We start from the raw sequence: 22,262 nt of genomic DNA on the forward strand, positions 1-22,262 counted from the left end.
CGATTATCGTTGGCGGTTGAGGAGCTGGTCCGCAACAGGGAGTATGGTTCGATTGTGACAGGCAGACAATGGTTTTATTGCATGCCAGTGAAACATTAGCTGCCGGTGATTTTCCGGCGGACCATCACGAAGAAAACATCAGCTGCCGAGAGCTGCCTTGATGACGCGTTGGGCATCGCCGCCAGCCCATTCAGCAGGTCCGTTCATGTGCGCGATGAGGCAACCTTGCGGGTCGATCAACATCGTTACCGGCAGGCCAAGCGCCAGCCCACGCACCTTGACGTCATTGAACAGCGCCATCGTATGGTCGCTGTAATAATTGAGATTGCTGACGCCAACTTCCTTGAGGAACGCCTTGGGCTTGGTGTCGTCTCCGGAATCGACATTGACGGTGACAACCTCGAAGGAGTCCGAGCCCATGTTCTTTTGCAACGTATCAAGTGCGGGCATCTCGGCACGGCAAGGCGCGCACCAGGTCGCCCACAAATTCAGCAGAACTGTCTTGCCAGCATGATCAGAAAGACTTGACGGTTTTCCGTCGGGCCCATTGAAAGCGAGCGCCTTGAGCGATTGAGGAGGATCTGCAGGCAACAATGCGGCCACCTGTCCGGTCGCGGCTGCCGCTATCGCCTTGGCGCTATCTGCCTTGGCCGCGCATTGCAGGTCATCGCTCGACTGACCGACCGCCGCCACCTGTTGCGTTGCGTTGTTGCCAGAAAGCCCTTCCCTGACATATACCGCGACCGCGCCCGCCAATGCGCCCATGACCAGGGCGGCGAGGATAAGGCGTCTGGTGGGGAATGAATTTTTGCCGTCTGCCATTTTCGAATATCTCCAGAATGCGGGTTATAGCCATGAACGACAAGAAGGCCAGCAACCAGATGTGGGGGGGACGTTTTGCCTCGGGTCCGGCTGCGATCATGGAGGCGATCAACGCGTCCATTTCGTTCGACCGTAAACTCTATGCGCAAGATATCCGAGGCTCCGTCGCCCACAGCGAGATGCTGGCCAAGACGGGCATTATTTCTCTTGCCGATCAAGAGAAAATCGCTCACGGATTGAACACGATTTTGCAAGAAATCGAGAGCGGGACGTTCGAATTTTCAAGCCGGCTCGAAGACATCCACATGAATATCGAGGCGCGACTTGGCGAACTGATAGGCCCGATCGCCGGTCGCCTTCATACGGCGCGCTCGCGCAATGACCAGGTGGCCGTCGATTTCAGGCTGTGGGTCAAAGACGAACTCCAACGTATCAGCCAGGCCTTGAAGGGCCTGATAGGCGCTTTTCTGGAGCGCGCCGAAGACCACGCGGCAACCGTGATGCCGGGCTTTACCCATCTGCAAACCGCGCAGCCAGTGACCTTCGGCCATCATTGCATGGCCTATGTGGAAATGTTCGCACGCGACCTGTCAAGGGTGCGCGATGCCATCGAACGCATGGATGAGAGCCCGCTTGGGGCTGCCGCATTGGCGGGAACCGGCTTTGCCATCGACCGGCAAATGACGGCCAATGCCCTTGATTTTCGCGAGCCGACGCGCAATTCGCTCGATAGTGTATCAGATCGCGATTATGCGCTGGAATTTCTGTCGATTGCCGCCATTTCGGCAACCCATCTTTCGCGACTGGCGGAAGAAATCGTCATCTGGTCGACGCCACAATTCGGTTTTGTGCGCCTGTCCGACAGCTATTCGACCGGCTCTTCCATCATGCCGCAAAAGAAGAACCCGGACGCCGCAGAACTGGTGCGCGCCAAGACGGGACGCATCAACGGGCATCTGATCGGATTGCTGACGGTGATGAAGGGCCTGCCCCTGACCTACTCCAAGGACATGCAGGAGGATAAGGAGGCGGTATTCGACGCCGCCGAGACGCTCGATCTGATGCTGGCCGCGATGACGGGCATGGTTGGCGACATGACGGTAAATGTTGCTGCCATGAAGAAAGCCGCGGGCTCGGGCTATTCGACGGCCACCGATCTTGCCGACTGGCTGGTTCGAACACTCGGTATTCCATTCCGCGAGGCGCACCATGTCACGGGCCGCGCCGTAGCACTGGCGGAAGCCAACAAGGTGGGGCTTGAAAAACTATCCCTGGATGAACTGAAATCGATCCATCCAGGCATTACGGATGATATTTTCTCTGTGCTTTCGGTGCAGAATTCGGTCAAAAGTCGCGAAAGCTTTGGCGGTACCGCGCCATCACAGGTGCGCAAGCAGATCAGGTACTGGAAAAAGCGGCTGGCCAAGGCATGATGGCGGGGTGCAAAGCGCGCGGAACTTCGCTAAAAGCATCGCATGAAATACACGGACGGATGAAACAATGACCGCAGGCAGGATATTTGTGGCGCTTACGCTTCTGGCGGCGATGGCAACGGTGACGGCCTGTGGGCGAAAGTCCGGTCTCGACACGCCCTATGAGGCGGCGGTGCAGGCCCGCAGCGACGCAGAAAAAGCCAAGGAACCGGTGCCGCCCGAACCCACCAAACCGGAAACGGACAAGCCCTTCATACTCGATCCGCTCATCTGATACCCCGGACAAATTTTCGTGAACCATTTCGACTATAGCGACGGTGTTCTGCATGCCGAGAATGTGGCGATCCCCGAGATCGCCGCAGCGGTTGGAACGCCGTTCTATTGTTATTCGACGGCCACGCTGACGCGCCATTTCCGCGTCTTTTCAGAAGCCTTTGCCGGTCTTGATTCACTGGTTTGCTATGCCATGAAGGCGAACTCCAATCAGGCCGTGCTCAAGACATTGGCCAAGCTCGGTGCTGGCGCCGATGTCGTCTCGGAAGGCGAATTGCGGCGCGCATTGGCGGCAGGCATTCCGGCAAGCAAGATCCTGTTTTCAGGTGTCGGCAAGACAGCGCGTGAGATGGATTTCGCACTTGAGGCCGGAATTCTTTGTTTCAACGTCGAATCCGAGCCTGAACTCGAACAGCTGTCAGCCCGCGCTACCGCACTTGGCAAGACCGCATCGGTGTCGCTGCGGATCAACCCCGATGTCGATGCCAAGACTCACAAGAAGATTTCGACCGGCAAGGCGGAAAACAAGTTCGGCATTCCCTGGCAACATGCCCGTGCCGTTTATGCCCGCGCGGCGGCTCTTCCGGGGCTGGCTGTGCGAGGTATCGACACGCATATCGGCAGCCAGATTACCGAATTGCAACCCTTTGACGATGCCTTTGCGCTGCTGGTCGAACTCGTCACAACTTTGCGCGCGGATGGCCATACCATCAGCCATGTCGATCTTGGCGGCGGCCTTGGCATCCCCTATCGCGTGGACAACAGCCCGCCACCACTGCCAGATGCCTATGCGGCGATCGTTCGAAAGCACATTACCCAGCTTGGCCTGAAGGTGATGTTCGAGCCGGGCCGCCTGATTGTCGGCAATGCCGGCATTCTCGTCTCCGAAGTGATTTACGTGAAAGAAGGCGACGCGAAGAATTTTCTCATCGTCGATGCGGCGATGAACGATCTGATTCGCCCGACGCTCTACGAGGCCTTTCACGATATCCGCCCCGTGATCCAGCCTGCTGGCGACAACCAGCGCATGACAGTGGACGTGGTCGGGCCGGTTTGCGAAACCGGTGATTTTCTGGGCCTGGACCGCGACTTGCCACGCATGAAAGCAGGCGATTTGATCGCCGTTGGCACAGCCGGTGCCTATGGTGCGGTGCAGGCGGGAACTTATAATACGCGCCTTCTGGTGCCTGAAGTGCTGGTTGACGGTGACCGCTTTGCGGTGGTGCGCCAGCGCCAGAGCTACGAGGCGTTGATCGGTCAGGATTTGGTTCCTGACTGGCTTTAAACATGCGCCGTTCACGTTTACGGGAGGCCGCCTCGCCTTTGCCGTGTTTGTTGGTATTATCGGTGATGTGAGGCCGCGCCATCCCGGCCGGCACCTGAAAGGCGAAAACCCGAAGGGCCGATGACAGAGCGACCCGTAACGGACAATATCAGTAGCCTATCTGCACGGCTGACACTTAGCCGATCGGTAACGCGCGTTGCCATGATCGTCGAACGTGGCTGGCCGCTTGTTCTGCCGTTTGTCATTGTCTTGAGCCTTTATGTCAGCCTCTCATGGTTCGGGCTTTTTGCGGTACTGCCGGACGTGGTGCGTATCGGCATTGTGGGGCTTTTCGGCGTGGCTGGCCTCGCTTGCCTTTATCCGTTACGGTTTTTCCGGGCACCCAGAAATACCGAGGTGGACCGGCGTATCGAAGACGCCAACAACCTCCTGCATAGCCCGGTTCTCGTGCAGAGCGACCGGTTGAGCGGTTCTGAAACAAGCTTTTCACAAACATTGTGGCGCGAACATCAAAAACGGATGGCGGCAAAGCTTGACCGGGTTGGTGCGGACCTGCCCCATACGCGGGTACCCGAGCGGGATCCATGGGGAGTTCGTGCGGTCGCTGCACTGCTTTTTGTCACCGCATTTGCTTTCTCGTTCGGGCCTCTTGGCGGCAGCGTTGCCGACGGGTTTCGCCCGCGTGCAGCGCATGAAACGATCCTCGCGCGCATTGATGCGTGGGTGACACCGCCGACCTATACCGGCAAGGCACCGATCTTCCTGACGGCCGGCGCCAATCAGACGACCGACAGTTTCACGGTGCCGCAAGACAGCGCGATGACGGTGCGCGTCACTGGCGGTTCGGGAGATGAAACGCTGAATTATGTCGCGGCCGATGGCCAAACGCGCATTATCGAACCGTCCGGGTCAGCAGCAGCCGTGGCAGCGGACGCGAAGGCTGCGGCCTCGTCCGTTTCGACGGTGCGCCAGTTTGCCAGCAAGCTCGACGCCAACGGCACGCTCGTGCTGAAATCGGGCAGCACGGAACAGGGCCGTTGGACATTTGCGGTAACACCGGACCAGCCGCCGCAAATCAGCTTTGCCGGAGAGCCCAAGCGGGCCGGAAATGGCAGTCTCACGCTGAACTACAAGATTGACGATGATTACGGTGCAGCGTCGGCCAAGGCGGAATTCACGCTGGCCGATCCACAACCAGCGAATGCGCATCCACTCTATGGCCCACCAGAGATGCCTTTGGCGCTGCCGCGTCGCGCCAGCAAGGCGAACGAGGCCAAGACCACCAAGGACCTGACCGAACATGTCTGGGCGGGAAGCAACATCAAGCTGAAACTGGTGGCGAGCGATCATGCCGGTCAGAGCGGACAAAGTGAAGTGAAGTCGCTGGTCATGGCGGCACGTACCTTCACCAACCCGTTAGCGCGGGCCGTCATCGAGCAGCGCCGCATGCTTGGCCTCGACGCAAACGCCAAGCCCCAAGTGCTTGACCTGATGGACGCTATCACGCTGCGGCCTGAAGACACGTTCGACAATATGGCGCATTTCCTCGCGATCATGAGCGCGCGGACCCGTCTGAAAATGGCTTCCAGCGACGACCAGTTGCGCGATGTGGTGGCATATCTGTGGGACGTCGCGCTCGGCATCGAGGAAGGCGATCTTTCGGCGGCAGAGAAACGCTTGCGCCAGGCCCAGCAGGCGTTGAAGGACGCCTTGCAAAACGGTGCGAGTGACGAGGAAATCGAAAAACTGATGCAGGAATTGCGTCAGGCGATGAACAATTTCCTGCGTGAATTTGCAGAACGCCAGCAACAGAACTCCAGATCGGCGCAATCTCCGCAAAACGGTCAGGAACTCAGCCAGAGCGACATTGACCGGATGATGGACCAGATCGAGAACCTAGCGAAAGCGGGCGACCGCGATACGGCGCAGGAATTGCTGTCGCAACTGGAAGACATGATGAACAATCTGCAGGCCGGTCGCCAAGGGCAACAAGGCCAGCAAAACAGTGAAATGCGCCAGCAGATGGACAAGCTGGGCGAGATCATGCGCCGTCAGCAGGAGATGATGAACGAAACGTTCCGCATGGACAGGATGCAGCGCGGCGAGAATGGCGGCCAACCACAAGAGGGGCAGGACGGCCAGCAGGGCGAACAAGGTCAATCGCAAGACGGCAAGCCGATGACGCCGCAGGAATTTGCCGATGCGCTGAAGCAGTTGCAGGAGGGCCAAGGCAAGCTGCAAAGCGAACTGGGGAAACTGAAAAAGGACCTGGAGGGCATGGGGCTTGAACCAAATGAGGGGTTCGGCCAAGCGGGTAAATCGATGGGCGACGCCGAGAAATCGCTCGGTCAAGGTGAAGGCGAACGCGCCGTCGGCCATCAGGGGCGCGCGCTTGAGGCATTACGGCAAGGCGCCAAGTCGATGATGCAGCAATTGCAGGCAATGCAGGGCGATCAGGGCGGCAGCGAGCAAGGCGGCCGCCAGCAAAATGCGGACCGCGACCCGTTGGGACGGCCACGCGCCACGCAGGGGCCGGACTTTGGCGATTCCGTGAAGGTGCCCGATGAGATCGACGTGCAACGGGCCCGCCGGATTCTGGAAGCTATCCGCAAGCGGCTGGGCAATGCCTTGAGCCCCGACATCGAACGCAGCTATCTTGAGCGATTGCTGGAGCTGAAATAAGTGTCAGTGCGGCCTTCGAGCGGGCCAAAACTTGCGAATTTTGCCGTGGGTTTCTCGAATTTTGCCTGAAAACCGAGCATTATTTCGCTGAAAATGCGCTATTTTTCCTCGGAAATCGCACGAAAAACTGCTTTTTATCCGAAAAACCGGCATGGAAACGGCAGGCTTGACGCGACCCGACGAGCTATAAGCTGAAACCGTGTCAGCCGGTCCCGATGAGCGAACCGGCGAGTGCCTTGCCAACGCGGTCACGAATTTCGGCCAATGTGAATGGTTTTTGCACGACATCGACGATGATGCCATTCAGTTCTTCGGCTCGCTCACGCTGCTCGGCATATCCGGTCATCAGCATGATTTTCATTTCCGGAAACAGGGATGCGGCGGCTTTTGCCATCTCGATGCCATCCATTTCCGGCATGCGGATATCCGAGACAACCAGATCGTAGGCTCCTTCGGCGGCGCGGATGAACTCCAGACCCTGAGCCCCGTCCGCGGCCATTTCCACGACGTAACCGGCCCGCTCCAAGGCGCGGGTAGCTAGAATTCGGACGGATTCGTCGTCCTCGACGATGAGAAGCTTTGTCATGCGTCGATGTTTGGCGCGAATTTATTGAATTTTCCTGAAGCCTGCGCTGCCAACGGCTTATTTCGCGCAGATTTGCAGATCCTGGCGCTAGAGATGTTCAGCTTTTGACAGAATAGCTGAACCGCTCCAAGTAATTATTTTGGTAGTGGGTCATTTTCAATTTGCCAATCTCTACCCAAAATTGACGTGTGAACGAGCTTTGCCTCCCATTCTACGACATCCAAGTGATTGAGATTACGGGTCCAGGAAGATCACAGCAAAAAGGATGATTTTTGCGGCAATCACTCCGAGGTCACCTGTTTATAGTCGCGAATGGCATGCCACAAAACAGCGCACAAAACGATGACGCTGCCTGCAAAGCTCGCTAACGGCGGAATTTCCGACAGAAATATCCACGCCATGAAAATCGCAAGTGGCACTTCGGCTGAACCAAGCAGCCCGGATTCCGCGGCTGTGATTAGTTTGGTTCCTTCCGTCCACAAAATTACCGCAACTGCGAAAATTAACCCGAAAAGCGTGAGGAGAACGCCATCATGCGCACTCACGTCGAGTGGCGATGTAAAGAACCATCCAATGATGAATAACTGGAATGCCGAAGCTGCGCCCGCCAAAACCACAGGTGTTCTGCTGAATACTCTTATGAGTACCATATAGAGTGCGTTGCCGAGCATCATCAATACTGCAACAAAATCGCCGAGAAGGTTGATAGAGCCAACGCCTGCACTAACCATGACAATGACGCCTGCAAGCGACGCAACAGTAGCAATCATCGTTGCATTTCGCACTTCTTGCCGCAGAAATACCCATTCCAGAAACGCCGCTGCGAAGGGCACGGTTGCGTAGATGATGGCGACATTGGCGACATACGTCATCTTGAAAGAAGCTATGAATGCCAGGCTGGCCAGGCTTCCGACACTTGCAAGAAGCCACCCGCGCCAGCCAAGGCGCAAGCTTACTTTTTCAGTGCTTTTGCGGTTTGGCCAAAAAACATAGGCAGCAATCAGAACTGCACCCAATAAACCGCGCCAGCAGGCTATTGTCCAAGTATCGCTTTCGATTGCTTTGGTTAAAACGCCCGACAGGCTAAATGCAACGGTCGAAGCAAGCACCAGACAGATGCCAATCAATTGTTTGCGATTTTTGTCGCTAACCACTTTCGACTACCACACCTGCCGCAGAGAACTTTTGGGCAATTATTATACCATCACTCCTGACAACATAGTGTCAGCAAAGATGAGGTAGTCGCAAATAACAGCCGCATAAGTGGCTATAAGAAACATTTGTCAGATTGTGCCATCAACTGAACAACAACCTCACTCGTTAAACGAAAATTTCAAACTGACCCACGACGATTATTTTACGCAATTTTGGACAGAAAACCGCTGCACATTTTTCCTGGAATTGCTCTAGGCGTCACTCTTGACGATGCCGACAAATGGCAATTCGCGAAAGGCGTGGGCAACATCCATGCCATAGCCCACCACGAAATAATCGGGGCAGTCGAAACCGACATAGTCGGCGTTAAGCGAGGTCTGCCGACGCATCCGCTTGTCGAGCAAAACGGCCACGGAACAGCTTTTTGCTCCGCGCGACAGCATCAGTTCACGGGTAAATTGCAGTGTTTTGCCGGATTCGAGGATATCATCGATCAACAGGACATCGCGCCCCGCAACTTCATTGTCGATATCGCGCAGAACCTTGACGTCGCCGCTCACCTTGCCCGAACCATAGCTGGAAATGAAAATGAACTCGACTTCCGGTGACAGGTCGACATCATGCATGGCGCGAATGAGGTCGGCTGCGAAGACAAATGAGCCCTTCAGGATCGAGACCACCAGAAGGTCGGTATAGTCCTTGCCGGAAATCTCCTTGGCAAGTTCAAGATTGCGTCGTGCGATAGCAGACGCCGAAAAGAGAACTTCAATATCCTTGCCGCGCACGACTGGCATGGTGTGCCCTTCCAATACTGGTTGTCTCGCCTATCCGGCGAAAGCAACGGAAACGGTTTTCACACCGTTTGTAGGGGCCTCGACGCGGCTGGAAAAGCCAAATCTTTCCCCCGGAGCGAGTGCACGGCCTGCTGTCCCCAACGTATAATGGGTTACGCTGCCATCATTGCCGGTTACCCGAATGTCAAACGGAGGCAAAGTTGCTTCCCTTGTGCCGTCATTGCCGGCCTCGCCATCGACGAAAAGCACGGGCCTTGTTCCTGATAGATCGACCCGCGAGGTAACCGCGGAGATGCTCAGCATGGTCCTGGGAGCCTGAGTCGCGGAAAAGAAGGGCGTTTTCTGCGCCAGCGTGTGGCCGCCAGCGACCCAGAAAGCGGCACAGGCAATGCTTATGCCGCTCATCCAGAACATCGGACCGCCGCGCTTTGCGAAGGCGCGTTGGGGTTCAGGCTTTGGCTTGCGTAGACTGTCCATCCCATTAGGCGACGAGATTGCGCGCGCTGGGGATGACAGGACCGTATCGGGGCATGTAGACAGACGCGGCAGCGTTTCAAAGTCGGCGTCGATGATGTCGGCCGCGTTCGTTGCGGGCGCAACACGCAGTTTCCCGGCCGTATCCTGCCCCGGACCGGTCATGATTTCGCCGGAAACCGGTCGTGCTTTGAGCTCGTCAGCCATTGTGGCCTCTGTTCGCTGTCTGTTTCTCGTCCGTAAGCGGAAATGGTTAACGCTTCACCACCGGAGATGTTTTGCAACACCTGGAAACGCCAAAAATTAACCGCTGGTTAACCATGCCAGACGAAGGTCTTCTCAAAGACAGGGGCGGCGTGCCGTCCAGACACAATCCAGGTTGTTTGACGTGATCCGCTTTGAAAATGTCGGCCTTCGCTATGGCATGGGTCCGGAAATTCTCCGTGACATATCCCTGCATATTCCAGCGAGCTCATTTCAATTCCTGAGCGGGCCGTCGGGTGCGGGGAAAACCACCTTGCTGCGGCTCCTGTTCATGTCGCTGAAGCCGACGCGCGGGCTGATAACGATGTTCGGCAAGGACCGTGCCCGCATCACACAGGCCGAACTGCCGCTTCTTCGGCGGCGAATCGGCGTGGTGTTTCAGGATTTCCGCCTGCTGGACCATATGACCACCTATGAGAATGTGGCGCTGCCCTTGCGGGTGAGGGGACGAGACGAAGCCAGCTATCGCACCGATGTTGTGGAGTTGCTGAAATGGGTGGGCCTTGGTGAACGCATGCATTTGCTGCCGCCGGTCCTGTCCGGCGGCGAGAAGCAGCGCACCGCAATTGCCCGCGCGCTGATTGAACAGCCGGAAATCCTGCTTGCCGATGAACCAACCGGCAATGTCGATCCGCAACTGGCGCGACGCCTGCTCAGGCTGTTCCTCGAATTGAACCGATTGGGAACGGCTGTCGTGATTGCAACGCATGATCTTGGCTTGATGGAACAGGTCGATGCGCGGCGCCTGATTCTCGCGGAAGGGAGGCTGGACATATATGACTGACCTCACAGAAAATGATCAGCATGATGATGACGAGCGGCACGATCAACGGGTCCCGGAACAAAGGGCTTTGCGCAAGACGGCACCGATCGTGCCGTCGCACAATGTTGCCGGTCGTGCTTTGGTGCTCGTCATCGCCATCATGACTTTCCTGTCCTGCGTCACATTCGGCGCGGTGACACTGGTTCGCGATACCGCTTCAGTTTGGGAAAACCAGATATCGCGCGAAGCGACAATTCAGATAAAGCCGGTTGACGGCCTGGATATGGAGACGGCGTTGGCGACTGCGGCGCAGATCACCTCCGAGTTCCCCGGTGTCGCGGCCACGCGAATCGTTGATCGCGCGGCAACCGCACGTCTTCTTGAACCGTGGCTGGGGTCTGGCCTCGATATCGACCAGTTACCTGTTCCACGGCTCATTGTGGTGACCATCAACGGAGAAATCCTCCGGATTTCGCTGCAATTCGTGCAGCCCTTACACCGAAACTGCCAAGCGCATCGCTGGACGATCATCGGACCTGGGTTGACCGACTGGTGGCAATGGCGCGCACGACCGTGACGATCGGCATCGCAATATTGGCGCTGATGCTGTCTGCAACGGTGATGACGGTGGTATTTGCCACGCGCGGCGCAATGGCGGGGAATGGTCACATCATCGAAGTCCTGCACTTCGTTGGCGCAGAAGCGGGCTTCATTGCGCGGGAGTTTCGCAAGCAATTCCTGGTGACCGGAATGAAAGGCGCAGCCGCAGGCGGCGTGGCTGCAATCGTCGTGTTTATTGTCTTTTCGTGGTGGTCGTCTCGCAATATGGCCACACCGCAGGGCGACCAGGCGGCAGCCTTGTTCGGGAACTTTGCCATCGGCTCCGCTGGCTATCTTGGTGTCGCCTTGATGGTGGTGATTATTGGAGCGCTGACGGCGGCCACGTCACATGCCACCGTCATTGCATATCTAAGCGACATAGAAATTCGTCAAACTGAGTCGCAATAGATGTTGGCGTGCTTGATCACGAACAAAGACAGCCTGCAACGCAATGTGCGACTGGTGGCCACCAAAGTGCATGAATCCGGGTTTACGATGCCATGATGGACGCGAAGAATCCCAGCGGAACGGCGGATATGATGCCGGTCGCGCACGCCTTGGCGAGCGCCCCGCGTGGTATCTGGTCGATACTTCGCATTTCGGCGTTCCTGATGATCGGAGCGGCTACGCTGTTTCTTGGGGGTTTCGGCTGGTTTTCGAGCCATGTCAGTCATTTGGCAACGCCGAGCGACCCTCAGCAGGCCGATGCCATTATCGTATTAACGGGCGGGCAGTCGCGTCTCGACGCCGCAATGGATCTTCTGGAGTCCGGCAAGGGAGCGCGGCTTTTGATCAGCGGCGTGCATCCGGCGGCCAGCCGCCACCAACTGCAATTGGCGACAGGTGGCGACAAGCAATTGTTTTCCTGCTGCGTCGATATCGACAGGGCTGCCCTCGATACGATCGGAAATGCCGAAGAAAGCGCGAAATGGGTCAAGAGCCACGCTTATGGCAGCGTGATTCTGGTGACCAACAACTATCATATGCCGCGCAGCCTGCTCGAGATGAACCGCCTGCTGCACGGCGCGCGGCTTGAGCCATATCCGGTTGTCAATTCAAAACTCGATGACGGCAGTTGGTTGACCAAGCCCGCAGCGTTGCGCGTCATGTTTACCGAATATAACAAATACCTGCTTTCGCTGGTGCGTGGAGTGGTGCCGCTTCGGCCCTTCCATGACAGCGTTTCGGTAGCCCACGCGTCTGTGGCCAGTAATTGAAAGTCGAGTGATTGAAAGTCGAGTAATTGAAAGTCGGGCGCGACCGTTGCCATTTTGCACATGCTTGGTGTAACCACATGGTACCAAACCACCGGGCCATCCTCGAAGATGCTGTATATCCGTTCGCTGGCGTTTAATTTCGTCTTCTATGTCAGCCTGATCGTCCAGATGATCGTCTGGGCACCATTCTATTTCCTGTCACCACGCCATCGCGCATGGTTCGTGCCGAAGTTCTGGTCACGTTCGAGCCTGTGGCTTTACGACAAGATCGCCGATACCAGAAGCGTGATATCCGGGCAGGAAAACCTGCCTGAAGGATCATTCATACTCGCGCCGAAGCATCAGTCATTCTGGGATGCCATCGCGTTTTTCCCGTTCCTCAAAGACCCGCTTTATATCCTCAAGCGCGAACTGACTTGGATCCCGTTTTTCGGTTGGTATGTGATGAAGATGCGCATGATTCCGGTGAACCGGGGCAGCCGGTCGCGGGCGCTGAAGGCCGTGCTTGCCGCGACAAGGGCAGAAATGGCGCGCAACCCGCGCCAGTTGATCATCTATCCCGAAGGAACACGGCGCGCGCCGGGGGACGAGCCGAACTACAAATGGGGCATTGTCGAGCTTTATAGCGAGCTTGGTGTTCCGGTTGTTCCTGTCGCCCATGTTGCGGGCCTTTACTGGCCGCGCCGAAAATTCCTGCGCTTCAGCGGCACGATCAAAGCGCGTTTCCTGAAACCCATTCCGGCGGGCCTTGCCAAGGAAGAATTCATGAAGCGGCTGGTGGATGAAACGGAGGCGGCTTGCGATCAATTGCTGATCGAGGCGGCTCAGGCGCCCAATCCTCCACCATTTCCGCCGAGCGCACTCAAGCGCCTGCGGGAACTGGGCGTTTAGCCGCCCGATGCTCTAACCTGCGCGGGCCGCAACCTGATGTGCTACGGCCTCCAGCCAATGGTCGCGTATGCCAAGCCCCTGCAAATGTTCGATGGTGCTGTAAACATAATCCTCATTGCGCCCGGATTGGCCAGTTGCGCCATGAACGAAGGAGGCGGCGTCAACCTCGCTGAGTGCTCCGGCATATTGCTCGTGACTGCGATCAGCGACATAGGCGACCGTTTCCACGGTTTCGCCTGTCTCCAGACGCGCCGCCAGATGACGCTCAAGATATACGCTGGTGACCTGCTCGCGGGCGCGCAGATATGCGATAACCTCGTCGTGCAGGCTTCCTTCCACGCGAAAGGCGACGCCAACACATGAACCGCCACGGTCGAGGCCGAGAACCAGACCCGGCCGCTGGCGTGTGCCACGATGAATGAAAGAATAGACACAAAGTGAGCGCCGATAGCCGAAAAGGCGGGCCCGGCGCATTTCCAAATGCGCAAAACCGGGCCGCCATATCAGCGAACCATAGCCAAAAACCCAAAAATCGCCCATATCGCCAAGCCAGTGTCGGTGGCAGGCGGTAACAACCACGTGCCGTTCAAATGATCATTCGCCGGATTCTTTCCGTACACCCATGCGTTAACGAGAGCACCAGCATGACGTCAAGTGATGAAGCAAAGTCGAAACGACCCCGCCGCGGCCTGTTGTGGGTTGGTGTTTGCCTTCTGCTATTGTTCGGGGCCTATAGCGCCGGCTGGTTCTACGTCGCGGGCACAATCAGGGATACGGTTGGCACGACGATTGCCGGGCTTAATGCTCAGGGCATAGAGGCAAGCTGCGCCAATCTTCAGGTCAGTGGCTACCCGCTAAGGCTGGCTGTTGACTGCGACAATCTCGCCTATGAGGACGATGCACGAAACACTGCCGCCTCTACCGGTTCGCTGAATGCAACGACGACCATCATCCGCCCTCTCATATCGGATGTAACGCTGTCAGCGCCACTGCGGACGGCTGTTCCGGGCATGGCGCCACTATGGATCGACTGGGATGGCCTGGAGGGTAGCGTCAGCCTGGCCTGGCCGTTGCAACGTGGCATTGCGCTGGCTGCTGACGGCCTGTCGGGACAGACAGACCCAAGCGATGAGAGCGAACCCGTGCAGTTGTTCAGTGCTGCGAAAGCCGAAGGCGATCTGCGGATCGATGGGGCGGACATCACTTACAGCGGGCGCTTCCATGATCTGGAGATCGCAAGCGAGGCCATCGACAATCGCGTCTTGCCGCCCTTCGATGGAAAGATTGGCGCAACATTGAAAAATGGTGTTGCGCTGATGTCAGTTGGAACAGACAGTTTGCGTGGGCAGTCGATCAATATTGCCCGAGCCGAACTTGCGTCGGGAGACGCGCAAATCGCCTTGTCCGGGCCGGTCTCTGTCGATGCCAATGGGATGATCGACGCCGACCTTACCATCAAGCTTGGCAATCCGCAGGCGGTGGCGGCCATACTGGCTCAGGCAATTCCAGAACGGGCCCGCCAGATCAAGCAAGGGTTTGCGGCTCTTGCGCTGCTGGGTGACGCACCGCTGATGCCGCTTAAAATAGTCAAGGGAAAAGCGACATTGGGCTTTATTCCGCTCGGTCAAATCTCGCCGGTCAGATAAGCCGGCATGCAGATGTGAAATCGGATCAGGTCTTTGCCGGGTGATCGACGGCCTGGCGTCCGAAATCAGGTGCATCGGTATCCTGACCTGCCTCGATAATCGAGCGCCGGACAGCACGGGTGCGGGTGAACAGGTCGAACAGCTTGTCGCCATCGCCCCAGCGTACTGCCCTTTGCAGGGAAGAGAGGTCTTCGGAAAACCGGGCCAGCATTTCAAGAATGGCGTCCTTGTTATGCAGGCAGACGTCGCGCCACATTGTAGGGTCGGATGCGGCAAGCCGGGTGAAGTCGCGAAAGCCGGACGCGGAATATTTGATCACTTCCGACTTGGTGACGGCTTCGAGATCGTCCGCGGTGCCCACGATATTGTAAGCGATGATATGCGGCAGATGCGAAACGATGGCCAGCGTCATGTCATGATGAGCGGGGTCCATCGTGTCAATTTCGGCCCCACAGCGGCGCCAGAATGTTGAAAGCTTTTCAAGGGCGGCCGGGTCGGTATCGGGCAATGGCGTAAATATGCACCAACGGTTGTCGAACAGATCGGCAAAGCCCGAATCCGGGCCTGATTTTTCGGTTCCCGCCAATGGGTGACCGGGAATAAAGTGAACGCCGTTCGGCACAAAAGGCTCCATCTGGGCAATAACGGACGCCTTGGTTGAACCGACATCGGTGAGGATTGCGCCTTGCTTGAGGGCTGGCGCTATTTCCTGCGCGACCGCGCCGGATGCCCCGACCGGTACGGAAACAATGACAAGGTCGGCGTCGCGTACGCACTCGCTGGCATCGGTCGAGTAACTATCGCCAAGGCCGAGCTGCTCGGCGCGCGCCAATGTTTCTTCGCTGCGTGTGGAAATCGAAATATGTGTGGCAAGGCCGTCGCGGCGTATGACGCGTGCCAGCGACGAGCCGATCAGGCCGATGCCGACAAGGGCGATTTTCTCAAATAAAGGCTTTTGCATGAGTGTCAGCTTTTCAGAAATTCGGTGAGTGCGGCCACGACACCACGGTTGGCATCTTCGGTGCCGACCGTCATGCGCAACGCGTTGGGAAAGCCATAGCCGGAAACACGGCGCAGGATGAAACCTCGTGCCGACAGATATGCGTCTGCATTGGCGGCAGAGTGTTTTGTTTCGGCAGGGAAATGGATGAGAATGAAGTTGGCCACACTTGGCGTTACCCTGAGACCCAGTTTGTTCAGTTCATCGCTCAGCCACGGTCGCCATATATCATTGTGTACAACCGAGCGTTCTACGTGGCCGGGGTCGCGCATCGATGCCGTTCCGGCAGCGATTGCGGTTGCGGTGACGTTGAAGGGATCGCGCACCCGGTTCAGCGCGTCGATGATGTCGGTGGGTGCGTAGATCCAGCCGATTCTCGCCCCGCCAAGGCCATGTGCTTTGGAGAAAGTGCGGGTCATGACGACGTTTTGTGAGGTAGCTACCAGTGCAGCACCGGCTTCATAGTCGGTTTCATGGACGAATTCCGCATATGCCGCATCGAGAATGAGAACCACATGTCCCGGCAAGTCGGCGTGCAGGCGGCGAACCTCGTCAAACGGGATGTAGGTTCCGGTTGGATTGTTCGGATTGGCAAGAAAGACCATCTTCGTGCGGGGTGTAACCGCTGCAAGAATGGCATCGATGTCTACATATTCGTCCTTTTCCGGCGCAACGATCGGCGTTGCGCCAGCGGCAAGAATGTAGATCTTGTAGGCAAGAAAGCCGTGTTCGGTATAGATCGCCTCGTCACCGGCCCCAAGATAGATGCGTGACATGAGGGCAAGTGCTTCGTCGGAGCCGTTGAAGCACATGAGATTGGCAAGGTTGAGCCCATGTGTATCGGCGATGGCTTGGCGAAGTTGCCGGGCTGAACCATCGGGATAGAATTCCAGCTCTACCGCGGCCTGCCTGGCAGCTTCAATCGCCTTTGGCGAAGGCCCGAGCGGATTTTCGTTCGAGGACAGTTTGTGGAGCTTGACGCCTTGAGGTGCGGCATTTTTGCCCGGAACATAGGCTTCGATGCTATTGATACCGGCGCGAGGTTGCGGGCGTGGCTGATCCTGTGCCGTGGTCATCGTATCATATCCATTGAGGCTGCCAATGTGGAGGATGCAGCGGAAATACAAGGCGCAGCCGCCAATGTCGAGTGCCAAGCAATGCTTGTGCAAGACAGGCAATTGACGAGGCGTGCGCCGGGTTCTAGAAAGAGGTGACCATCGTGGTGATTTGGCCGGTCGGCTTGCAGCCACGTTAAACAACTCGCTAAAGGGCCGTTGCATCCAGTAACCGGCCGCCAATGCAGTGCCGGTTTTTTGTTGTCTGCAACCGGCGGACAGGAGACTAGGATGGCCGCCAGGCGTGCCCGGAAAACCAGGAATGAGGTCGACAATCCATCGAGCCTGGTATTGCAATTCGATGCCGACAAACCCCTGAAGCTGGATGCCGGCGTCATGCTGTCGCCATTCCAGATCGCCTACCAGACCTATGGCGTCCTAAACGCGGCCCGCTCCAATGCCATACTTGTCTGCCATGCGCTGACGGGAGACCAACATGTTGCAAACACCCATCCGGTTACCGGCAAGCCGGGCTGGTGGGAGGTGTTGATCGGGCCGGGAAAAATCATCGATACGGACAGGTTTTTCGTGATTTGCTCCAATGTTGTCGGCGGCTGTCTTGGCTCGACCGGACCGGCTTCCATCAATCCCGCGACGGGCAAGCCTTACGGGCTCGACCTGCCGATTATCACCATTCGCGATATGGTGCGGGCGCAAGCCATGCTGATCGACCATTTCGGTATCGACCGCCTGTTTTGCGTTCTTGGCGGCTCAATGGGCGGCATGCAGGTTCTGGAATGGGCGGCAAGCTATCCCGAGCGTGTCTTTTGCGCGCTTCCGATTGCGACCGGCGCGCGCCATTCCTCGCAAAACATTGCCTTCCACGAGGTTGGCCGCCAAGCCGTCATGGCAGATCCCGAATGGTGCGGCGGCAAATATTTCGAGCAGGACAAGAGCCCGGAGAAAGGGTTGGCGGTGGCGCGCATGGCAGCGCACATCACCTATCTTTCGGAGGCCGCGTTGCATCGCAAATTCGGCCGCAATTTGCAGGACCGCGAGGCACTGACATTCGGCTTTGACGCGGACTTCCAGATCGAGAGCTATTTGCGCCATCAAGGCATGACTTTCGTCGATCGCTTCGATGCCAATTCCTACCTCTATATGACCCGTGCGATGGATTATTTTGACCTTGCCGCCGATCATGGCGGAAAGCTTGCAAGTGCCTTTGTCGGTACTGCGACTCGCTTTTGCCTCGTCTCATTTACGTCGGACTGGCTGTTTCCAACCGAAGAAAGCCGCTCGGTGGTGCATGCGCTTAACGCTGCCGGTGCATCGGTTTCCTTCGTCGAGATCGAGACGGATCGCGGTCACGACGCATTCCTGCTCGACGAGCCGGAGCTGTTTGCCGCAATCGGCGGCTTCATCGCGTCAGCGGCACGCGCAAGGGGCTGGTTGCGTCATGAGTGTCAATCGAGCACCCCGCGTCGACCTCGAAGTCGTTGCAGATTTCATCCCGCCGCGCTCGCGCGTTCTTGACGTCGGTTCCGGCGATGGAGAACTTCTGCAATTTCTGGAGCGTGACAAGCAGATTGACGGGCGCGGGCTGGAATTGTCGCAACATGGCGTCAATGAATGTGTCGGACGCGGCCTTTCGGTCATTCAAGGGGATGCCGACACCGATCTTCAGTTCTATCCCGACGAGGGGTTCGATTTCGTCGTGATGTCGCAGACATTGCAGGCGACCCGTAATCCCAAACTGGTGCTCGACGAATTGCTGCGCATAGGCGAGCACGCCATCGTTTCATTCCCAAATTTCGGCCATTGGCGGGTGCGCTTCTCGCTGTTCTTCAAGGGGCGCATGCCGATCACCAGGGATCTGCCCTATTCCTGGTATGATACGCCCAACATTCACTTTTGCACCATTCGCGACTTCGTCAATTTGTGCGACGAGTTGGGCGCGAAGGTCGAAAAGGCGACGGCACTCGACATCAACGGGCACAAGATTGGCTTCTCCATGCCGTGGTGGTTCTGGAATTTCTTTGGCCAGCAGGCCATATTCCTGCTGAAACGTTAGGCGGGTCGTGGAAATTCCTGCAAATTCCAAACAGCGGCATGAAACTTGCGGAACCGTCGGTGAGGTCTTCCTCACCTTTCTGAAGCTTGGCTTGACCTCGTTTGGCGGGCCGATTGCGCATCTTGGCTATTTCCGCGATGAACTTGTGGTGCGACGCGGCTGGATATCGGAGCAGGGCTATCTTGACCTTGTGGCGCTTTGCCAATTCCTGCCGGGGCCAGCCAGCAGCCAGACGGGATTTGCCCTGGGACTGCTGCGAGCCGGCCCATTGGGCGCATTGGCGGCGTGGACTGCCTTTACGCTGCCATCAGCGCTGGCGCTCATACTGTTTGCCAGTTTTTCCAGTGCGTTCGATGGCGATCTGGGCGGCGGCATTGTGCATGGATTGAAGATTGCGGCCGTCGCCGTCGTTGCACAGGCCGTCTGGAGCATGGGGCGCAATTTCTGCAAGGATCTGACACGTATATTGATCGCTGTGGTAGCGTTTGCGGTGCTGACATTGTGGACGATGCCGGTCCTGCAAATCATGACTATAGGGGCGGGCGCCGTTGCCGGATTGCTGTTTTTTCGCAAGGAAAAATCAGGCGAGACAGCAACGACAGACTTCGCAATATCGCGGCACGCGGGGGTAACAGCACTGTTGATGTTCTTTATGCTTCTGCTGTTCTTGCCGCTCGCCACGAATGCATTTTCCATGCATGGCCTGGCTGTCGCCGACGCGTTCTACAGGGCAGGTGCGCTGGTGTTCGGCGGCGGTCACGTGGTCCTGCCTCTGCTGGAACGTGAGGTCGTGCAGAGCGGCTGGATCGGGAGCAGCGATTTCCTTGCCGGATATGGTGCCGCACAGGCCGTGCCGGGGCCGCTTTTTTCGTTTGCCAGCTATCTGGGTACGCTGCTTCAAACGCCGCCCAATGGAGTGCCAGGAGCAGCGCTGGCGCTGGTTGCGATATTTCTGCCGGGAATGCTGTTGATTGTCGGTGTGCTGCCCTTCTGGTCGCGTTTGCAAACCTACCCTGCAATCAGAGCTGCGATGAGCGGGGCCAATGCTGCTGTCGTTGGCCTGCTTGGCGCTGCACTCTACAATCCTTTGTGGGTGGGAACCATCACAGGTGTGGCAGATGTGCTGATCGCCGCTGGTGCATTTGCTCTGTTGATGATCTGGCGCAGCCCGCCCTGGATCGTGGTGGTGCTATGTGCCGTCGCGGGTGTGGGTCTTGTGGTTTAGAGCACATCGCGTCTAAAGGGATTCATGCAGCGCGCTTTAAGCCATTGTTTTTGTGCATGTCATTGTCTGAAAACCGCTGCACACTTTTGGGGACATGCACTAAGCTTACAGTTGCATATTGGTTTGCGTTCTTTCACCCCCTCTGTCCTGCCGGACATCTCCCCCTCAGGTGGGGAGATCAGCTTTCACATTCGTCTTTCAACAATCACCAGCGTTGCGCAACAAGTGCCATCAATGGAGATTGGCCAATCTCTCCCCTTGAGGGGGAGATGTCCGGCAGGACAGAGGGGGTAATATAGGTCGCGATGGCCGCAGAACCGAATTCGCAACTGTAGTGCTAGAGGGAGGCCGGGGCATGTTCTTCGAAGCGCATGCCGAGGCCGGGTAAGCCTTGCGGGGATAGGACCGGTACGAAGACACGACGCGATGCCCGCTGCGCGACGGGGACACCCTGATACAGCCGCTTTTGCGCTTCAACGACGATAACGCCCGAAAAGATTGGCCACAACCGCCGTCCCATCCGTTCCATTATGGTATGGAAGCGCAGCATGAAGCGCCGGTGAGATGGCGGGAAGAACAATGCGTCGGACCACGCCGCAGGCGTGAAATTAGCCTCGCGCAACAATTCGGTAAGCTGGCTGCGCGAGAACGGGCGCCCGGTGCCGAAAGGTGTGTGTTCAAAACGTGCCCAGACGCCGCGCCTGTTTGGCACCACGATGACCACACGCCCGGCTGGTGACAGGACACGCCAAATCTCGTTCAGGGTTTCGCGCGGGTTTTCTGCATGTTCCAAAGAATGGACCAGCAACATGCGGTCAATCGACGAATCGCCCAATGGCAATTCCTCGTCGAATATGAGAGCGGTTGCCGTTGGACCCACTGTTGGCCACACTACTGCGCCTTGCGTTGCAGGCATGAAGGCGAAGACGCGTTCGGCGCTGGTGCCAAATCGTTCAAGCCAGGGCAAAGCATAGCCAAGCCCCACCAGTCGCTCATTTGGCACGCTCGCCCATATTGACGACAGCGCCATGGTGATGGAGCGTTCGGCAAGACGCCCGAGAGGAGAGGCATAAAACGATCGCAAGTCGACAATGTCGGAATGCATATGAAGCCTGTCATGATCAGGAAGCGAGAACGATGAACGGTAGCCGCGATGCCCCGCGAGTTCAACAACTCCCGGTGCGACAGGATTTCAGGGGTGACAGCGGCAACTGGCCACCCTATGTCTGCAACAGTAACAAGGAGATATTTGCATGGCCATCCAGATCGACCAGTTCATGTGCCGCGAAGACAATTTCGGCGTGCTCATGCATGATAGCTCGAGCGGCGAAACAGCATTGATCGATGCGCCCGAGGAAGCGACCGTCCTTGCGGCAATCGCACGCACCGGCTGGACGCCAACGACGATTTTGACCACGCATCATCATATCGACCATGTCGAGGCAAATCTGGCGCTGAAAGATCGCTTCAAATTGCGCATTGTCGGACCTGAAGCGGAAAAGGCGAAAATCCCCGGCATTGACGATACGGTCGAGCAAGGATCAGTCATTGCCTTTGGTGACGAGATGATCAATGTCATCTTCACACCGGGTCATACGGCTGGTCATGTGACCTACCATCTACCCAAGGCGAACGTCCTTTTTGCCGCCGACACATTGTTCGCGCTGGGCTGCGGAAGATTGCTGGAATGCGCACCGCCGGTGATGTTCGAATCGCTGAAGAAGCTGGTGGTGCTGCCGCCCGAGACGGTGGTCTATTGCGGCCATGAATACACGCTTGCGAATGCCCGTTTTGCGCTGACGATTGATCCCGGCAATAGCCAGCTTCAGGAGCGTGCGAAAAAGATCGAGGCGCTGCGGGCTGACGACAAGGCGACGCTGCCGACGACAATCGGCGAGGAATTGGCGACCAATCCATTCCTGCGTTGGGCCGACCCTGCGATCCGCAAGAATCTGGGCATGGAAAACGCTTCGGATGCGGATGTGTTTGCCGAAATCCGCAAGCGCAAAGACAATTTCTGATC

General features: G+C 57.3%; 20 protein-coding genes, 2 pseudogenes and 1 riboswitch. Of the genes and pseudogenes, 13 read left to right on the forward strand and 9 right to left on the reverse strand.

All coding sequences use genetic code 11. The features are described from left to right. Positions 1 to 138 precede the first annotated feature (138 nt). Positions 139 to 822 (reverse strand): thiol:disulfide interchange protein TlpA, encoded by a 684-nt coding sequence (gene tlpA / locus AC0L7S_RS09235; protein WP_473474042.1) that lies wholly within the window; start codon positions 820 to 822, stop codon positions 139 to 141. A 32-nt stretch (positions 823 to 854) separates the two neighbouring features. Between tlpA and argH the strand changes: the two genes are divergently transcribed. The 4 genes from argH (at position 855) to AC0L7S_RS09255 (ending at position 6,495) form a co-directional block, all read left to right on the forward strand. Then, positions 855 to 2,255: an argininosuccinate lyase gene (gene argH, locus AC0L7S_RS09240; protein ID WP_473474043.1), complete on the forward strand. Its 1,401-nt coding sequence runs from the start codon at positions 855 to 857 to the stop codon at positions 2,253 to 2,255. Between the two features lie 67 nt (positions 2,256 to 2,322). After that, positions 2,323 to 2,529 (forward strand): hypothetical protein, encoded by a 207-nt coding sequence (locus AC0L7S_RS09245; protein ID WP_473474044.1) that lies wholly within the window; start codon positions 2,323 to 2,325, stop codon positions 2,527 to 2,529. Positions 2,530 to 2,547: 18 nt separating this feature from the next. Then, a complete protein-coding gene (gene lysA / locus AC0L7S_RS09250; protein ID WP_473474045.1) occupies positions 2,548 to 3,813 on the forward strand; it encodes a diaminopimelate decarboxylase in 1,266 nt (421 codons plus the stop codon). Between the two features lie 120 nt (positions 3,814 to 3,933). After that, complete coding sequence (locus AC0L7S_RS09255; protein WP_473474046.1) at positions 3,934 to 6,495, forward strand: TIGR02302 family protein; 2,562 nt, start codon at positions 3,934 to 3,936, stop codon at positions 6,493 to 6,495. A gap of 202 nt (positions 6,496 to 6,697) precedes the next feature. Here AC0L7S_RS09255 and AC0L7S_RS09260 read toward each other — a convergent pair whose 3' ends face one another. The 4 genes from AC0L7S_RS09260 to AC0L7S_RS09275 all read right to left on the reverse strand — a co-directional run bounded on the left by AC0L7S_RS09260 (position 6,698) and on the right by AC0L7S_RS09275 (position 9,711). Next, positions 6,698 to 7,081, reverse strand: coding sequence for a response regulator (locus AC0L7S_RS09260; RefSeq protein WP_473474047.1), 384 nt, complete (start codon positions 7,079 to 7,081; stop codon positions 6,698 to 6,700). Between the two features lie 281 nt (positions 7,082 to 7,362). Then, a complete protein-coding gene (locus AC0L7S_RS09265; RefSeq protein WP_473474048.1) occupies positions 7,363 to 8,235 on the reverse strand; it encodes a DMT family transporter in 873 nt (290 codons plus the stop codon). Between the two features lie 252 nt (positions 8,236 to 8,487). After that, a complete protein-coding gene (gene hpt, locus AC0L7S_RS09270) occupies positions 8,488 to 9,030 on the reverse strand; it encodes a hypoxanthine phosphoribosyltransferase (protein WP_473474049.1) in 543 nt (180 codons plus the stop codon). 30 nt (positions 9,031 to 9,060) lie between these two features. Continuing rightward, positions 9,061 to 9,711, reverse strand: coding sequence for a hypothetical protein (locus AC0L7S_RS09275; protein ID WP_473474050.1), 651 nt, complete (start codon positions 9,709 to 9,711; stop codon positions 9,061 to 9,063). Between the two features lie 181 nt (positions 9,712 to 9,892). On the opposite strand from AC0L7S_RS09275, the gene ftsE reads away from it, so the two are divergent. The 4 genes and pseudogenes from ftsE (at position 9,893) to AC0L7S_RS09295 (ending at position 13,239) form a co-directional block, all read left to right on the forward strand. Next, positions 9,893 to 10,552, forward strand: coding sequence for a cell division ATP-binding protein FtsE (gene ftsE, locus AC0L7S_RS09280; RefSeq protein WP_473474051.1), 660 nt, complete (start codon positions 9,893 to 9,895; stop codon positions 10,550 to 10,552). Then, a pseudogene (locus tag AC0L7S_RS09285) lies at positions 10,545 to 11,539 on the forward strand (cell division protein FtsX). The gene ftsE and the pseudogene AC0L7S_RS09285 overlap by 8 nt, the downstream one beginning before the upstream one ends. 128 nt (positions 11,540 to 11,667) lie before the next feature. After that, positions 11,668 to 12,348 carry a YdcF family protein gene (locus tag AC0L7S_RS09290; RefSeq protein ID WP_473474052.1) on the forward strand — a complete coding sequence of 227 codons (681 nt, stop codon included), beginning with the start codon at positions 11,668 to 11,670 and terminating at the stop codon, positions 12,346 to 12,348. Between the two features lie 108 nt (positions 12,349 to 12,456). After that, positions 12,457 to 13,239, forward strand: a complete 783-nt coding sequence (locus AC0L7S_RS09295) for a lysophospholipid acyltransferase family protein (RefSeq protein WP_473474241.1) — start codon at positions 12,457 to 12,459, stop codon at positions 13,237 to 13,239. Between the two features lie 12 nt (positions 13,240 to 13,251). Here the strand turns inward: AC0L7S_RS09295 and AC0L7S_RS09300 are convergent, their stop codons facing one another. Then, positions 13,252 to 13,779, reverse strand: a complete 528-nt coding sequence (locus AC0L7S_RS09300) for a gamma-glutamylcyclotransferase (protein ID WP_473474242.1) — start codon at positions 13,777 to 13,779, stop codon at positions 13,252 to 13,254. Positions 13,780 to 13,883: 104 nt separating this feature from the next. Between AC0L7S_RS09300 and AC0L7S_RS09305 the strand changes: the two genes are divergently transcribed. Continuing rightward, on the forward strand, positions 13,884 to 14,885 hold the full coding sequence (locus AC0L7S_RS09305; protein WP_473474053.1) for a DUF2125 domain-containing protein: 1,002 nt from the start codon (positions 13,884 to 13,886) through the stop codon (positions 14,883 to 14,885). 25 nt (positions 14,886 to 14,910) lie between these two features. Here AC0L7S_RS09305 and AC0L7S_RS09310 read toward each other — a convergent pair whose 3' ends face one another. After that, positions 14,911 to 15,846: a prephenate/arogenate dehydrogenase family protein gene (locus AC0L7S_RS09310; protein WP_473474055.1), complete on the reverse strand. Its 936-nt coding sequence runs from the start codon at positions 15,844 to 15,846 to the stop codon at positions 14,911 to 14,913. Positions 15,847 to 15,851: 5 nt separating this feature from the next. Beyond that, entirely contained in the window at positions 15,852 to 16,961 is a 1,110-nt protein-coding gene (locus tag AC0L7S_RS09315; RefSeq protein ID WP_473474056.1) for a pyridoxal phosphate-dependent aminotransferase, read from the reverse strand. Positions 16,962 to 17,094: 133 nt separating this feature from the next. Then, positions 17,095 to 17,172: riboswitch (SAM riboswitch) on the forward strand. A gap of 59 nt (positions 17,173 to 17,231) precedes the next feature. On the opposite strand from AC0L7S_RS09315, the pseudogene metX reads away from it, so the two are divergent. The 3 genes and pseudogenes from metX to chrA form a co-directional block, all read left to right on the forward strand. Next, positions 17,232 to 18,389 (forward strand): annotated as a pseudogene (gene metX, locus AC0L7S_RS09320) (homoserine O-acetyltransferase MetX); the annotation flags it as partial. A 10-nt stretch (positions 18,390 to 18,399) separates the two neighbouring features. Then, positions 18,400 to 19,014 (forward strand): methionine biosynthesis protein MetW, encoded by a 615-nt coding sequence (metW, locus tag AC0L7S_RS09325; protein ID WP_473474057.1) that lies wholly within the window; start codon positions 18,400 to 18,402, stop codon positions 19,012 to 19,014. A gap of 13 nt (positions 19,015 to 19,027) precedes the next feature. Then, positions 19,028 to 20,239 (forward strand): chromate efflux transporter, encoded by a 1,212-nt coding sequence (gene chrA, locus AC0L7S_RS09330; RefSeq protein WP_473474243.1) that lies wholly within the window; start codon positions 19,028 to 19,030, stop codon positions 20,237 to 20,239. Between the two features lie 337 nt (positions 20,240 to 20,576). Here chrA and AC0L7S_RS09335 read toward each other — a convergent pair whose 3' ends face one another. Beyond that, a complete protein-coding gene (locus tag AC0L7S_RS09335) occupies positions 20,577 to 21,344 on the reverse strand; it encodes a class I SAM-dependent methyltransferase (protein WP_473474058.1) in 768 nt (255 codons plus the stop codon). A 148-nt stretch (positions 21,345 to 21,492) separates the two neighbouring features. On the opposite strand from AC0L7S_RS09335, the gene gloB reads away from it, so the two are divergent. Next, positions 21,493 to 22,260 (forward strand): hydroxyacylglutathione hydrolase, encoded by a 768-nt coding sequence (gene gloB / locus AC0L7S_RS09340; protein ID WP_473474059.1) that lies wholly within the window; start codon positions 21,493 to 21,495, stop codon positions 22,258 to 22,260. Positions 22,261 to 22,262 lie beyond the last annotated feature (2 nt).

The sequence above is a fragment of the Mesorhizobium sp. G2-6-1 genome, assembly GCF_055809095.1.

What these genes read in the sequence shown, in the direction of transcription:
- tlpA (WP_473474042.1), bottom strand. Translation starts at nt 822, where the DNA reads ATGGCAGACGGCAAAAATTCATTCCCCACCAGACGCCTTATCCTCGCC.
- argH (WP_473474043.1), top strand. Translation starts at nt 855, where the DNA reads ATGAACGACAAGAAGGCCAGCAACCAGATGTGGGGGGGACGTTTTGCC.
- AC0L7S_RS09245 (WP_473474044.1), top strand. Translation starts at nt 2,323, where the DNA reads ATGACCGCAGGCAGGATATTTGTGGCGCTTACGCTTCTGGCGGCGATG.
- AC0L7S_RS09255 (WP_473474046.1), top strand. Translation starts at nt 3,934, where the DNA reads ATGACAGAGCGACCCGTAACGGACAATATCAGTAGCCTATCTGCACGG.
- AC0L7S_RS09260 (WP_473474047.1), bottom strand. Translation starts at nt 7,081, where the DNA reads ATGACAAAGCTTCTCATCGTCGAGGACGACGAATCCGTCCGAATTCTA.
- hpt (WP_473474049.1), bottom strand. Translation starts at nt 9,030, where the DNA reads ATGCCAGTCGTGCGCGGCAAGGATATTGAAGTTCTCTTTTCGGCGTCT.
- AC0L7S_RS09275 (WP_473474050.1), bottom strand. Translation starts at nt 9,711, where the DNA reads ATGGCTGACGAGCTCAAAGCACGACCGGTTTCCGGCGAAATCATGACC.
- AC0L7S_RS09290 (WP_473474052.1), top strand. Translation starts at nt 11,668, where the DNA reads ATGATGCCGGTCGCGCACGCCTTGGCGAGCGCCCCGCGTGGTATCTGG.
- AC0L7S_RS09295 (WP_473474241.1), top strand. Translation starts at nt 12,457, where the DNA reads ATGCTGTATATCCGTTCGCTGGCGTTTAATTTCGTCTTCTATGTCAGC.
- AC0L7S_RS09300 (WP_473474242.1), bottom strand. Translation starts at nt 13,779, where the DNA reads ATGGGCGATTTTTGGGTTTTTGGCTATGGTTCGCTGATATGGCGGCCC.
- AC0L7S_RS09305 (WP_473474053.1), top strand. Translation starts at nt 13,884, where the DNA reads ATGACGTCAAGTGATGAAGCAAAGTCGAAACGACCCCGCCGCGGCCTG.
- AC0L7S_RS09310 (WP_473474055.1), bottom strand. Translation starts at nt 15,846, where the DNA reads ATGCAAAAGCCTTTATTTGAGAAAATCGCCCTTGTCGGCATCGGCCTG.
- AC0L7S_RS09315 (WP_473474056.1), bottom strand. Translation starts at nt 16,961, where the DNA reads ATGACCACGGCACAGGATCAGCCACGCCCGCAACCTCGCGCCGGTATC.
- metW (WP_473474057.1), top strand. Translation starts at nt 18,400, where the DNA reads ATGAGTGTCAATCGAGCACCCCGCGTCGACCTCGAAGTCGTTGCAGAT.
- AC0L7S_RS09335 (WP_473474058.1), bottom strand. Translation starts at nt 21,344, where the DNA reads ATGCATTCCGACATTGTCGACTTGCGATCGTTTTATGCCTCTCCTCTC.
- gloB (WP_473474059.1), top strand. Translation starts at nt 21,493, where the DNA reads ATGGCCATCCAGATCGACCAGTTCATGTGCCGCGAAGACAATTTCGGC.